Source organism: Vibrio sp. Vb2960 (assembly GCF_033337665.1).
Lineage (GTDB): Bacteria > Pseudomonadota > Gammaproteobacteria > Enterobacterales > Vibrionaceae > Vibrio > Vibrio alginolyticus.
The window spans coordinates 50131-63391 of record NZ_JAWORD010000008.1; the positions used below are offsets into that span (position 1 = coordinate 50131).

At 43.7% G+C, this 13261-nt stretch carries 11 protein-coding genes; 7 read left to right on the plus strand and 4 right to left on the minus strand.

All coding sequences use genetic code 11. The features are described 5' to 3' along the window. Window positions 1-154 precede the first annotated feature (154 nt). The 3 genes from der (at window position 155) to R7O03_RS08860 (ending at window position 3120) form a co-directional block, all read left to right on the plus strand. Window positions 155-1651, plus strand: a complete 1497-nt coding sequence (gene der, locus R7O03_RS08850; RefSeq protein WP_017820569.1) for a ribosome biogenesis GTPase Der — start codon at window positions 155-157, stop codon at window positions 1649-1651. A gap of 59 nt (window positions 1652-1710) precedes the next feature. After that, the gene (locus R7O03_RS08855; RefSeq protein WP_318131683.1) at window positions 1711-2586 is read left to right on the plus strand and encodes an alanyl-tRNA editing protein; all 876 of its coding nucleotides are present in this window, start codon (window positions 1711-1713) and stop codon (window positions 2584-2586) included. A gap of 309 nt (window positions 2587-2895) precedes the next feature. Beyond that, window positions 2896-3120, plus strand: coding sequence for a zinc ribbon domain-containing protein (locus tag R7O03_RS08860; RefSeq protein ID WP_031780210.1), 225 nt, complete (start codon window positions 2896-2898; stop codon window positions 3118-3120). 13 nt (window positions 3121-3133) lie between these two features. Here the strand turns inward: R7O03_RS08860 and xseA are convergent, their stop codons facing one another. Beyond that, a complete protein-coding gene (xseA, locus tag R7O03_RS08865; protein WP_258514761.1) occupies window positions 3134-4465 on the minus strand; it encodes an exodeoxyribonuclease VII large subunit in 1332 nt (443 codons plus the stop codon). Between the two features lie 232 nt (window positions 4466-4697). Between xseA and guaB the strand changes: the two genes are divergently transcribed. The 3 genes from guaB to R7O03_RS08880 all read left to right on the plus strand — a co-directional run bounded on the left by guaB (window position 4698) and on the right by R7O03_RS08880 (window position 9312). Beyond that, complete coding sequence (guaB, locus tag R7O03_RS08870; RefSeq protein ID WP_042521181.1) at window positions 4698-6164, plus strand: IMP dehydrogenase; 1467 nt, start codon at window positions 4698-4700, stop codon at window positions 6162-6164. A 99-nt stretch (window positions 6165-6263) separates the two neighbouring features. Continuing rightward, window positions 6264-7817 carry a glutamine-hydrolyzing GMP synthase gene (gene guaA / locus R7O03_RS08875; protein WP_005383721.1) on the plus strand — a complete coding sequence of 518 codons (1554 nt, stop codon included), beginning with the start codon at window positions 6264-6266 and terminating at the stop codon, window positions 7815-7817. A gap of 307 nt (window positions 7818-8124) precedes the next feature. After that, a complete protein-coding gene (locus R7O03_RS08880; RefSeq protein ID WP_108745028.1) occupies window positions 8125-9312 on the plus strand; it encodes a tyrosine-type recombinase/integrase in 1188 nt (395 codons plus the stop codon). An 87-nt stretch (window positions 9313-9399) separates the two neighbouring features. Here R7O03_RS08880 and R7O03_RS08885 read toward each other — a convergent pair whose 3' ends face one another. The 3 genes from R7O03_RS08885 to R7O03_RS08895 form a co-directional block, all read right to left on the minus strand. Next, window positions 9400-10329 carry a sce7725 family protein gene (locus R7O03_RS08885; RefSeq protein WP_017633906.1) on the minus strand — a complete coding sequence of 310 codons (930 nt, stop codon included), beginning with the start codon at window positions 10327-10329 and terminating at the stop codon, window positions 9400-9402. Continuing rightward, complete coding sequence (locus R7O03_RS08890; RefSeq protein WP_017633905.1) at window positions 10295-11182, minus strand: sce7726 family protein; 888 nt, start codon at window positions 11180-11182, stop codon at window positions 10295-10297. The genes R7O03_RS08885 and R7O03_RS08890 overlap by 35 nt, the downstream gene beginning before the upstream one ends. 293 nt (window positions 11183-11475) lie before the next feature. Continuing rightward, entirely contained in the window at window positions 11476-12828 is a 1353-nt protein-coding gene (locus R7O03_RS08895; protein ID WP_108745027.1) for a hypothetical protein, read from the minus strand. A 208-nt stretch (window positions 12829-13036) separates the two neighbouring features. On the opposite strand from R7O03_RS08895, the gene R7O03_RS08900 reads away from it, so the two are divergent. Continuing rightward, window positions 13037-13261 (plus strand): helix-turn-helix transcriptional regulator, encoded by a 225-nt coding sequence (locus R7O03_RS08900; protein WP_025622075.1) that lies wholly within the window; start codon window positions 13037-13039, stop codon window positions 13259-13261.

The following is a 13261-nucleotide window of genomic DNA, read 5'->3' on the forward strand; positions in this document are numbered from 1 at the left end:
TTCACATTCGGCTCCTGGCTGGTGACAGCTAGGAGCCGTTTTGTTGTTTGAATTTATTAACCCTGACGTGGTTATAGGTAAAAAGCTGGTTTGATTTGGCATCGAGCAAGTCGTTACCTATAACTACAGAAGAAAGATTATTGTAGAGGTTGTTATGGTACCTGTTGTAGCTCTAGTAGGGCGTCCGAACGTAGGTAAATCTACACTATTTAACCGATTGACTCGCACTCGTGACGCGTTGGTTGCGGACTTTCCAGGCCTAACGCGAGACCGTAAATATGGCCAGGCGAGACTTGGTGAAGAGCACGAATTCATTGTGATTGATACTGGTGGTATCGATGGCACAGAAGAAGGCGTGGAAACAAAGATGGCAGAACAGTCATTAGCCGCGATTGATGAGGCTGATGTTGTATTGTTCCTTGTTGACGGTCGTGCTGGTCTGACACCTTCAGATGAAGCAATTGCGGCGCATCTGCGTAAAATTGAAAAGCCAGCGATGCTGGTAGTAAACAAAATCGATGGTATTGATGCCGATGCGGCGTGTGCTGACTTTTGGCAGCTCGGCGTGGATGATATGTACCAGATTGCGGCCGCTCATGGCCGTGGTGTGACCGCTTTGCTTGAGCGTGCTTTATCTCCATTCTTTGATGATCTACTAACAAGTGAATCTGAAGAAGGTGAGATTGAAGACCTGACTGGATTCGAAGACGAAGAGCCTCTTGTTGAAGATTACACTGAAGAAGACGCAGAAGCAGAGTTCAAGCGCCTTCAAGAGCAGCCGATTAAGTTGGCGATCATCGGTCGTCCTAACGTAGGCAAATCGACACTGACTAACCGTATTCTGGGTGAAGAACGTGTAGTTGTATACGATATGCCAGGTACAACGCGCGATTCTATCTACATCCCGATGGAGCGTGATGGACGCGAATACGTACTAATTGATACCGCAGGTGTTCGTCGTCGTGGTCGTATCAATGAAACGGTTGAAAAGTTCTCTGTTGTTAAGACGCTGAAAGCGGTAGAAGATGCAAACGTCGTTCTACTGGTGATTGATGCTCGTGAAAATATTTCAGACCAAGACCTAAGCTTACTTGGTTTTGCACTGAATGCTGGCCGCTCAATTGTCATCGCCGTTAACAAGTGGGATGGTCTAGACAGTGACGTGAAAGAAAGCGTGAAGAAAGAACTGGACCGCCGTTTAGGATTCGTCGATTTCGCGCGTATCCACTTTATTTCTGCGCTGCACGGTACTGGCGTTGGTCACTTGTTTGAATCTATTCAAGAAGCATATAACTCGGCGACAACGCGTGTGGGTACGTCAGTACTGACGCGTATCATGAAGATGGCTGTGGATGATCACCAACCGCCAATGGTTCGTGGTCGTCGTATCAAACTCAAATACGCACACGCAGGTGGTTACAACCCACCGATCGTTGTTATCCACGGTAACATGGTTCGTGAATTGCCAGATTCGTATAAACGTTATCTGATGAACTACTTCCGTAAGTCTCTGGAAATTATGGGAACACCGATTCGCATTAACTTCCACAACAGTGATAACCCATACGAGAACCGTACGAATAAGCTTACGCTATCACAAGAGCGTAAACGTAAGCGTATGATGTCGATGGTGAAAAACCGCAATAAATAATGAAATTCGAATACCCAAGTTTCTACTTGGGTATTTTTTTATCAAAAGTAATCGTAAAAATGACTATCACAGCAACAAAGACTCGTTTTTGTCATCAAACATGGCAATTAGAAGCACAAATACAGCGCGTTCAATCTACGGAAGAAGTGACTTACGTTATTACAGATGTCACGCCGTTCCATCCCGTTAGTCACATATGGCCGGATCACCCTGCAGACAAAGGAACGTTGAAGGTGAATGGGGCTGAGCATGACGTGGTAGATTGCCAAGTTGGAGCAGTGGAACAGGAAAGTGGTGCTTTGTATGTGGGTAGTGACATCCCTGTAAAGCGTGATGCTGAAGGTTGGGTGTTTGTCGTCGTGCATGTTTTATCACGTACGGAATCATTTGCAATTAATGACTTGGTAACATTAGCGGTAGATAAAGACTATCAAAATGCTGTGAGTCGAGGCCACACTGCAGGACACTTAGCGTATTTGGCGTTGAATAAAGTACTATCGGAAGACTATTGGCGAAAAGACGCAGACCGCAAAGACCCACATGGTTATTATGACTTTAATAGCTATGCGCAAGTTACTAGTTATGTCACTCCAGACAAGTGCCTCGATACGTACCGTTTAGGCAAAACACTCCGTAAAAGAGGATTAAACAGTGCAGATATGCTGAATGACCTCCAGGCGATTGCAGAAAAAGTGAATGGCCAACTGGTTGAATGGCTTCAAAGAGATGCGATGATCACCATGGAATGCCACGGCGATAGATTAACGGATTCTCGCTATTGGAAGTGCGATTTAGGGGAAGGTCAATTAGCGGTAATCCCTTGTGGTGGAACGCATGCGAGCCATTTAAATGAGTTTGCTTTTATCCAAGTTAAACTCGTTGAGCTCGACGCTCAAACTATCGAAATGCACACCAATGTAAACACTGCTTTCTGAATAAGATCTTTTTATTAAATTCTAATTTTTCGTTTAATTAAATTACTATAAGGTTTTTTATTCTGCCTTAAATTGGAATGCAGAATATGTAACTTATGCTTTCGGTGTGTGGTTATATAAATATTCTTTTAAGGGGTGATCGCTGATCAAGGAGTAAATATCAGACGATCAGTATAAGATCCTACGTATCAAGTATGGTTATCGCCTCGTGAAACTTGTTAGGGCGGTGATGAAGATCAACATACTTGTTCGTTATTTTGAGTAGCATGCGTTACTCGAAATTGCTTAGTTTAGAGAGAGGAACGGGATATGCAGCAGAACATTTGCCCGACTTGCAATGTCGAACTGGAATGGACAGGACAATACCATTGTGAACAGTGTGAATCGGATTTTAAAAAAGTAGGTTTTTGCCCTGATTGTGAGGCGGAGCTGGAGAAGCTGCAAGCATGCGGTGCTGCGAGTTACTTTTGCAATGTGTGTAATGAACTCAAGTCAAAATCACGTGTCCGATTTGAGTTCCAGAAAATCAGTTAACCAGAGTTTGTATTCAGTTAACGGTAGAGCGAACGTCGCCTTCGGCTAATCGAGTAATCAATACATCTCCCGATTTTACATCTGAAGATTGAGTAATCACTTTACCTTGCTCAGTTTGAGTAATTGAGTAACCTCGTTTCAATGTCGCTAGTGGGCTGACGGTGTCTAACTTTTCTGCGGCAATCGCGAGTTGATGGCGCATAGTCAGTAATTTGCGATCCATTGCATCCATGAGCTTTTGCTCAACACGTTCTAGCTTCGACTTCTGCTCGGCAAGGCGTGTTACAGGAGAATTTAATTGCAGCCGATAATGTTGACGCTCGATTCGCTGTTGACGCAAGGCAATAAAACGACTCATCGCTCGCTTTAAGCGCATGTCCAACTCATCTAACTGTTGCGTCTGACGCTGCAAGCGATAGCTTGGGTGCTGTCTCTCTAGACGGTGCACTAATTGCGCAGATTGCTGCTTTTGTTGTGCTAGGTAGTAACGCATCGCGCTCGCTAACTTATGCTGGCGGGTAACTAAAGCTTGATCTTTGTGGCTGTTATCACGGCTTACTAGCTCAGCTGCTGCTGATGGAGTAGGCGCGCGTACGTCGGCGACAAAATCAGCTATTGTCACGTCGACTTCATGTCCAACGGCGCTAATAATAGGAATTTGGCTTGCTGCAATCGTGCGAGCTAATATCTCGTTGTTAAAGCACCATAAGTCTTCCAATGAACCACCACCTCGGCCCACAATTAGCACATCACATTCATCACGGCTGTTAGCGCGACCAATGGCTTGTGCGATTTGAATGGCTGCATCTTCACCTTGTACCACTGTCGGATAAATCACAACGGGTAGGGAAGGATCACGACGTTTCAATACGTCTAAGATATCGTAAAGCGCGGCACCAGTTTTCGATGTGATGACGCCAACACGTTTTGGGTGTTCAGGCAAAGGTTGCTTATTGGTTTGAGCGAACAACCCTTCTGCGGCAAGCTTCATTTTCAGCTCTTCAAACTCTTGCTGAAGACGGCCGTCACCTTCCGGTTGCATGCTTTCGATGATCAATTGGTAGTCACCGCGAGGCTCATAAAGAGAAAGACGAGCTTTTACTAGGACTTGATTACCGTTAGCGGGTTTGAAAGTAACGCGGCGATTGTTACCACGAAACATGGCACATTTAACTTGAGCGCGAGAGTCTTTAAGAGTGAGGTACCAGTGACCAGAGACAGGAGCTGAAAAGTTGGATATCTCTCCGACGAGCCAAACGATCCCCATTTCGTTTTCAAGGAGTAAACGAACTTCTGCGTTGAGACGAGAAACAGTAAAGATGTTTTGATTGGTCTTGGAGAGCACAGCTAATCTCTTAGACGTGAGTATGGAAATTAGCGGCAATATAATACATAGCAAGGGGGTAATTGCAAGAAAAAAATTAAAAAAATTTGTGGTCAAGCGATTGCGTTAACCGTATAATCCCTCCGCAATATCTAATCCAAATGTAGCTTGTTGCTAACGCAGGTTACCCTCATTATGCGAAACGATGAGATTGGATTGTTCTTTTTACTCCTCTAATTGTGAGATATTGCAAATGCTAAGAATTGCCAAAGAAGCGCTGACATTCGATGACGTACTACTTGTGCCAGCTCACTCCACCGTTCTCCCAAACACAGCTGATCTTCGCACTCAGCTAACTAAGAACATCACCCTAAACATCCCAATGATTTCAGCGTCTATGGACACTGTTACAGAAGCTCGTCTAGCAATTGCGCTAGCGCAAGAGGGTGGCATTGGCTTTATCCACAAGAACATGTCTATTGAGCAGCAGGCAGCCGAAGTTCGTAAAGTTAAGAAGTTCGAAGCTGGTATGGTAACTGACGCGGTTACTGTAAACCCTGACGCGACCATCGCTGATGTTGTTGCACTCACTGAAAAGCATGGTTTTGCAGGTTTCCCTGTTGTCACTGAGAGCAATGAGCTTGTTGGTATTATCACTGGTCGTGACGTTCGTTTTGTGACGGACCTTTCTAAGAAAGTATCTTCAGTAATGACGCCAAAAGAGAAGTTGGCAGCGGTTAAAGAAGGTGCAACACGAGAAGAAGTGCAAGAGAAAATGCACGAAGCTCGTGTAGAGAAAGTATTGGTTGTGAATGATGAGTTCCAACTAACCGGTATGATTACTGCGAAAGACTTCCACAAAGCAGAACGTAAACCAAACGCATGTAAAGATGAGCGTGGTCGCCTACGTGTTGGCGCAGCCGTTGGTGCTGGCGCTGGTAACGAAGAGCGTGTTGCTGCTCTAGTTGAAGCAGGCGTTGACGTTCTACTTATCGACTCTTCACACGGACATTCTGAAGGTGTTCTAAACCGCATTCGCGAAACACGTGCAGCTTACCCAGATCTAGACATCATCGGTGGTAACGTAGCAACAGGTGCTGGTGCTAAAGCACTAATCGAAGCTGGCGTAAGCGCAGTGAAAGTTGGTATCGGCCCTGGTTCTATCTGTACAACTCGTATTGTAACGGGTGTGGGGGTTCCACAAATCACTGCAATCGCAGATGCGGCAGAAGTGGCTAATGATTATGGTATTCCGGTTATTGCTGACGGTGGTATCCGTTTCTCAGGTGATATCTGTAAAGCAATCGTAGCTGGCGCATCATGTGTGATGGTTGGTTCTATGTTTGCTGGTACTGAAGAAGCGCCGGGTGAAGTAATTCTATACAATGGCCGTTCTTACAAGTCTTACCGCGGCATGGGTTCTCTTGGTGCTATGTCTCAAGGTTCTTCTGACCGTTACTTCCAGTCTGACAACGCAGCGGACAAGCTAGTACCAGAAGGTATTGAAGGTCGTATCGCATACAAAGGCCGTCTAAAAGAGATCGTACACCAACAAATGGGTGGTCTACGTTCAAGCATGGGTCTAACTGGTTCTGCAACTATCGAAGATATGCGTACGAAAGCTGAATTTGTACGTATCTCTGGTGCAGGTATGCAAGAGTCTCATGTACACGATGTTCAAATTACTAAGGAAGCGCCGAACTACCGTCTAGGGAACTAATTACCCAACGGAAACGTTTGCTTTTCCCTTGAAGCATTAAGAAGAGGCGAGTACACTCGCCTCGGTTTTAATCACTTAGCCTTAAAAAGACTGCTCAAAATGACTAAAAATATCCATGACCAACGTATTCTGATCTTGGACTTCGGTTCTCAGTACACTCAATTAGTAGCACGCCGCGTACGTGAAATCGGCGTTTACTGTGAACTATGGAGCTGGGATGTAGAAGAAGCGGATATTCGCGAATTCAACCCAGATGGCATTATCCTATCTGGCGGTCCAGAAAGCGTAACGGAAGAGAACTCTCCACGCGCGCCTCAATATGTGTTTGATTCTGGTGTTCCTTTGCTTGGCGTATGTTACGGCATGCAAACCATGGCGGAACAGCTAGGAGGCAAAGTGGCGGGCTCTAACGAACGTGAGTTTGGCTACGCTCAGGTTAAAGTTTCTGGTGAATGTGCTCTATTTAAAGACCTTGAAGCAACTCAAGACGTTTGGATGAGCCATGGCGACAAAGTAGTAGAGATCCCAGCCGATTTCGTAAAAGTTGGTGAGACAGACACTTGTCCTTACGCTGCGATGGCGAACGAAGAGAAGAAATACTACGGTGTTCAGTTCCACCCAGAAGTGACACACACAAAAGGTGGCCTACAAATGCTTGAGAACTTTGTTCTTGGCGTGTGTGGCTGTGAGCGTCTATGGACATCGGAATCTATCATCGAAGATGCGGTTGCTCGTATTAAAGAGCAAGTGGGTGACGACGAAGTTATCCTAGGTCTATCTGGTGGTGTTGATTCATCGGTAGTTGCGATGCTGGTTCACCGCGCAATCGGCGACAAGCTAACGTGTGTATTTGTTGATAACGGTCTACTTCGTCTAAACGAAGGTCAACAAGTTATGGATATGTTCGGCGACCAATTTGGTTTGAACATTATCAAAGTTGACGCTGAAGAACGCTTCCTCAAAGCACTTGAAGGCAAGTCTGACCCAGAAGAGAAGCGTAAGACTATCGGTCACGTATTCGTAGATGTATTCGATGAAGAGTCTAAGAAGCTGAAAAACGCGAAATGGCTAGCTCAAGGTACGATTTACCCTGATGTAATCGAGTCAGCTGCATCTAAGACTGGTAAAGCGCACGTGATCAAATCGCACCACAACGTGGGCGGTCTTCCAGATGACATGGAAATGGGTCTTGTTGAGCCACTACGTGAGCTGTTCAAAGATGAAGTACGTAAGATTGGTCTAGAGCTAGGCCTGCCTTATAACATGCTTTACCGCCACCCATTCCCAGGTCCAGGTCTAGGTGTTCGTGTTCTTGGTGAAATCAAGAAAGAATACTGTGACTTGCTACGTCGTGCTGATGCTATCTTTATTGAAGAGCTTCACGCTGCAGACCTATATGACAAAGTATCTCAAGCGTTCACGGTATTCCTACCAGTACGTTCTGTTGGTGTAATGGGCGATGGCCGTAAATACGACTGGGTTGTATCACTGCGTGCAGTAGAAACCATCGACTTTATGACGGCACACTGGGCGCACCTACCATACGACTTCCTAGGTAAGGTATCTAACCGTATTATCAACGAAGTTGATGGCATTTCTCGTGTTGTTTACGACATTTCTGGTAAGCCACCAGCGACTATCGAGTGGGAATAATTCCCCAACCGGAAACGTCTGGTACTAACAGGCACTAAATCATACTTAAGTCCGCGTAATTGCGGACTTTTTTTGTTTTTGGCTTAGTCATTTTTGGCAATGTCAGGCAACGCCAAGCACGGTTTGACCGTGGTATTTTGATGGGTATGATTCATCGGTAATGCCATGGATTACGCCCGATACCATGCTGAGTGTTTTTGATGGGGCATGGTATTAAACTTTTATATCTATCTGTTTTATAAAGATTAATTTCTAGATTTTTAGAGGTTTTTCAGCATGGTATCAAACAAGAATAATAGGTCGAAACATGCTTACTGATACCAAGCTACGCAATCTCAAACCCAAAGATAAACTTTACAAAGTCAATGACCGTGATGGCCTCTATGTTGCCGTCACCACCGCAGGGTCTATTTCCTTTCGCTACAACTACTCGATCCATGGAAGACAAGAAACTATTACCTTTGGTCGCTACGGAGTAGGAGGCATCACGTTAGCTGAAGCGCGTGAGCGTCTCAATGAAGCGAAGAGAATGGTTACTGATGGAAAGTCACCGGCCAAAGAGAAAGCCCGTGCTAAGGCGAGAACCAAAGATGCTGAAACTTTTGGTGCCTGGGCTCAGAAATGGCTGCGTGGTTATCAGATGGCTGACTCTACCCGGGATATGCGTCGCTCAGTCTATGCCCGAGAGTTAGAGGGTAAATTTGGCAATCAGAAGCTGACAGAAATCACTCATGAAGATCTGCGAGCATTGACGGATGCGATAGTAGAGCGTGGAGCACCGGCAACAGCTGTGCATACGCGTGACATTGTACTCCAGGTGTATCGATGGGCGATTGAGAGAGGGCAGAAAGTTGAGAACCCGGCAGACTTGGTGAGGCCCGCCAGTATTGCTCGATTTGAACCAAGAGACCGAACATTAACGCCGGCTGAGATCGGTTTGATGTACCGCTACATGGAAAAGGTAGGTACAACTCCTTCGATTCGTGCTTCGGTAAAGTTGCTGTTGTTGACTATGGTGCGCAAAAGCGAGTTAACCAATGCAACCTGGAATGAAATTAACTTTAGTGAAGCGTTGTGGACGATCCCCAAGGAGAGAATGAAACGACGTAACCCGCACCTGGTATTTTTGTCACGCCAGGCTATGGACATTCTCATCGCCTTAAAGACATTTGCCGGTGGTTCTGATTACATTCTTCCTTCCCGTTATGACTCTGATGCTCCAATGAGTAGTGCGACGATGAACCGAGTTATGGATTTGACATACAAGGCCGCGCAAAAGGAAGGTCAGTCACTAAGTAAGTTTGGGCCGCATGACCTACGTAGAACAGCGAGTACACTGCTGCATGAAGCTGGATACAACACTGATTGGATAGAAAAATGCCTGGCGCACGAACAGAAAGGGGTGAGGGCAGTTTACAACAAAGCTGAATATCGAGAGCAACGTGCATCAATGCTACAGGATTGGGCTGATATGATTGATGAGTGGACCACTTAGTACGCTGTTACCAATAATGAGTAAATGTAGAGTGGGGAATCGAGCCCCACTTATTACAGTACTTTTTAGGGATTTTACTGAGTCAAATTAAAGGTAGTTATTAATTGTCTCAATATGGTGCATCATGCTTAACTTTTTAGGTACTCCTAAGCCGTGATACGTCCCATTAGTGTGAATATTAATATACTCTTGAAATCCAAGTGTGTTTTGATCAAGGCTAGGTGTGATATTCGCAAAGTTAATCATTTCCTGAAGAGCCTCTTTGAACTTACCTGCTGGGTCACTTTGATCATTTGGGCTTTTGGTCGATAGGCTATGTTTAACGTACATACTACTATTTGATTGTTCTATGTAGGTAATGTGAAGTGCGATAACAAAAGCAGGTCCGCCAGATGTAGACCAAGCATCATCAATCGTTAAAAAATCTCCAAATCCGATTTGATGTTGGATTAGGGGAGTAGTGTACGCCACATGAGCATCTGAAAAAAACTGCGGTGTTCTACTATAGTCCGCATTTCTTGGTTGAGATGGAAAAGAGCTGTCAACAATTACGCTACGTGGTAATGAGTTTCTGAAAGCGTGCGAGTATCTATTTAGGTTCTGGATAATATTTGCAACAGAGTTACTTGTATAGGTAGTAATATTTGATTGTATATCTTCTTGTAGATACAAAGAGAATGGAACGCTATCGTGGATTAGTTGTTGAACTAACGTGTTGATGTGTATGATATTTTGATTATGTACTCTTATGCATGGAATAAAAGATATGGTATGTTTAGATAATTCCACGTTGAGGAAGTCCGGTGAGTCACTTGCTAAATCACCTACTTGCGGATTTACGATAACATGCGGTACAACATTATGATTGTTTAGTACTTTGATCGTAGTGCTTAGCCGATCGATATTGTCGTTAACTGGCTCAATTATAGGGCTAACTTTGGTTGAATTAAGTCTCGGAGCTACTTCTTTCAGTGCCGCTAGCTCAAACTGCTTCCCTCTCATATATGGAAAATACATCAAAATCCTCACTATTAAACTGATTGCATTGGGGTAGAGATGATATGATGTTGTCCTTGTCTTTTTTGTGAATGCTGTAGCTTATGCCAAGATTTTTCATCGATTTTGGTAGTTTGCTGATGAATTTGTGATCGTTTCGACGGTATGTCTTAAGTACTCTTTTGAAGTGGTCATTAGCTTCAGATTCATTCAGCGAACAAAAAATTTCTTTACACTCGCTAAACAATTCTGTTTGCGGGCAATTGGGAACAGATCCTGTGACTCTAAGTGCAATGTCGGTATACTCATCTTTCCTCAAAGTATGAAACATCAATTCTGCATCAAAGCTCTTATTTAGAGGAGCTTCTATTTTCTTACTCAACTGATTTCTTTTGTTTGATACTAAAATACCAAAGCGGGGCATATCCTTTTGAATTTTAATCAAGGAACTTAGATGTGCTTCGTGAGTAACAACGTACGTTTTATCAAAGGAGGATGTGTAAGATGACAATTGCTCAGGAAGACGCTTCAAGGAGTCAAATTTAGTTTTTATTTCGTAGCACGTAGAAGAACCATTAATGATTACACAGTCCGCTTTGTTGGTGCCAATGCGCAACTCACTGAGCATGCTTGCGGTGTTCATTGAATGAGTCCCTAACAATATATTGTTAGCAATAATGTTTTTGATAACATATTCATTAGGGTAGTGCTTACAAAGGAGTTTGTACGCTTCTTCAAATAATTCAGAAAGACTTTGCACATGGGATAGTGTAGGGAAGTCACTAGCAATGTCTTGCACAAGGCTCAGATCTCCTTGAGCAACTTTAGTTATGTTTGTGCTGGTAAACATTTTTGCTAGTTGCTTGTAATTCATGGTTACATCCGATACTGAGTTACTTAAAAACTCTTTAATCTATTGCATATAATAGTCTTAGAAAGGCGATGATTCTAGAGTAAAGACAATGCGAACTCAACCTGATAACGTTAGTTTTGGGACTACCCTAGAGACGCTAACAACAAGCACATGAAGGCACACATCCAAAAGAGAAACTGTTAATAATTTAAGACTAGTTTTAGTTTCCGCTTGAGTTAATTTTTACTTTTAATTATCCCCATGAGTTTAGTTTTTCTGAGTCAAATTTTAGCCGCTAAATTTTTCCAGTTCTTCTAGCTTGATAAGAGAAACTCGTCACGAACCGTTCCCAAAGCTTTAGATACAGCTTGGTGAGTTATTTTTTTACCACCTAGTTCAGTTAGTTTTTGAGCAATCGCTTTCTGACTAAGGTCTTGGTCTTGCTTTTTCAGAGCGAGCATTTTTTTCTTATTGTCAGTAAGTCTTGAATCGACCATTCTTCGGGCTATATTACGTAAAGCTCCCTCATCACTGGCTCCAAGAGTTGTACCAGATCCAGTTAAGCTCACTGCTGCTGCATGAATGAGTTTTTCTGTTTCACCCTTTAGCTCTACCGGGTACTCGAAATTATTCCTAATGTAATGGAAAAATGCGTCAGCTTGCTTTTGCGTTACGCATTTATCTTGGAGGAAGTGGTAGAAATACTGGTCAACTAGTTCATCTCCTGATACAGCTTTAAGCTGTTCGACTTTGAAAATGTGAAGCTGCAATCGTCGTAATTCCTTCTCAAATTGGCCCTTTGATTTCAGAGCACTTTTGTATGTCGAATTCCAAGTGCGGCCATCAATGTTTTTCGGTTTATGGCGAGAGCAATACCGGTGGCTGAGCTGCAGTTTTTTCTTGTTGTCAGGATTTTTTTCGTTGTGATCATCTATCTGATATTCATCATCTAGCATATTGTTATCTAGCTTATAGAAATATTCTGCGAGTTCATTTCTTTGGCCACATAGCTCACAGTAGGTTTGCTTTCGTCGTGCATTCAGTTTGGTGTCGGCACTATGTTGTTTAAATCGCGTAGGTGTCAGGTGAAGCAGCCATAATAGTTCGAGCAGATTATCTACGGTTGCTTGAAACCTAAAATCTATAGGCCGATATTGATGCTCAGTATTCTCAAAATGTCGTAGTTGCTGTTTGATCACATCATGAGCGTTTTTAAATCCCATCATCATGACTAGATTGGTTAATGGAGTATCTTCTTTAAATTTGGAGCCATATTTAAGAGACATCTCACGTGTGACTCGTTCTGTCATGGTCAATTTAGCTTTTGAACGTGGCAAGGGTGAGCGATCAATATTCAGATAGGGATGTGGAAAGAAATTAAAATGACTCTCAGGAAGAGAGCTAAGGAACGCCGACACCTTGGGATCGAGAACTTCTAAGATGAGATCTCCAATAGGGAGTTTATCTGTTTCTAGCTTGTTGTGGGCCAGAACACCTTTCAAATGGTTTCTAGGGTCTTTTCTTCTTGAATGTACGGTGTAGTTTGCCCAACGATCTCGAAACTCCCGTATGCCATCGGCGACAAAGGCGTCGCAATCTTCCCATACAGATATAAAGTATGTATCTAAGCGATCACTCGCTTCCTTTTCGATTTCAGCATATTCCATCTGCCACTCCCGTCCCCCCCGTACTGCAGTGCCATGTTACTAATGATTACGTGATGAATATACTAGCAACTAGTTGCATTCATTGGTAGCTGGTCCTTTATCAATATGAAAATAAATGAAGGCTCAACTTAATCTGCCAAAACGTCCAATCCGGAGTTTAAAAAATATTGGCATAGTCAGGTCTCAGCAACTAAGAGGAGGCAAAGACATGCAGGATCTGGCACATAAAACCCTGATTAATCGCAAGACACTACTCAAGATGATTCCTTTGTCTGATCGGACTATTTACAACATGGAACAACGGGGAGAGTTTCCTCGACGAATAGTACTTACTAGCCGCAGTGTGGCTTGGGATCTTTCAGAGGTTGAGAACTGGATAGAAGAAAAACGCAGGTCTGCATTCAAAGCAGCTAGACCGGGCTTTTTTTGGTAG

Coding starts and splice junctions, on each gene's coding strand:
- der (WP_017820569.1), top strand. CDS start 155: ATGGTACCTGTTGTAGCTCTAGTAGGGCGTCCGAACGTAGGTAAATCT.
- R7O03_RS08855 (WP_318131683.1), top strand. CDS start 1,711: ATGACTATCACAGCAACAAAGACTCGTTTTTGTCATCAAACATGGCAA.
- R7O03_RS08860 (WP_031780210.1), top strand. CDS start 2,896: ATGCAGCAGAACATTTGCCCGACTTGCAATGTCGAACTGGAATGGACA.
- guaB (WP_042521181.1), top strand. CDS start 4,698: ATGCTAAGAATTGCCAAAGAAGCGCTGACATTCGATGACGTACTACTT.
- guaA (WP_005383721.1), top strand. CDS start 6,264: ATGACTAAAAATATCCATGACCAACGTATTCTGATCTTGGACTTCGGT.
- R7O03_RS08880 (WP_108745028.1), top strand. CDS start 8,125: ATGCTTACTGATACCAAGCTACGCAATCTCAAACCCAAAGATAAACTT.
- R7O03_RS08885 (WP_017633906.1), bottom strand. CDS start 10,329: ATGTATTTTCCATATATGAGAGGGAAGCAGTTTGAGCTAGCGGCACTG.
- R7O03_RS08890 (WP_017633905.1), bottom strand. CDS start 11,182: ATGAATTACAAGCAACTAGCAAAAATGTTTACCAGCACAAACATAACT.
- R7O03_RS08895 (WP_108745027.1), bottom strand. CDS start 12,828: ATGGAATATGCTGAAATCGAAAAGGAAGCGAGTGATCGCTTAGATACA.
- R7O03_RS08900 (WP_025622075.1), top strand. CDS start 13,037: ATGCAGGATCTGGCACATAAAACCCTGATTAATCGCAAGACACTACTC.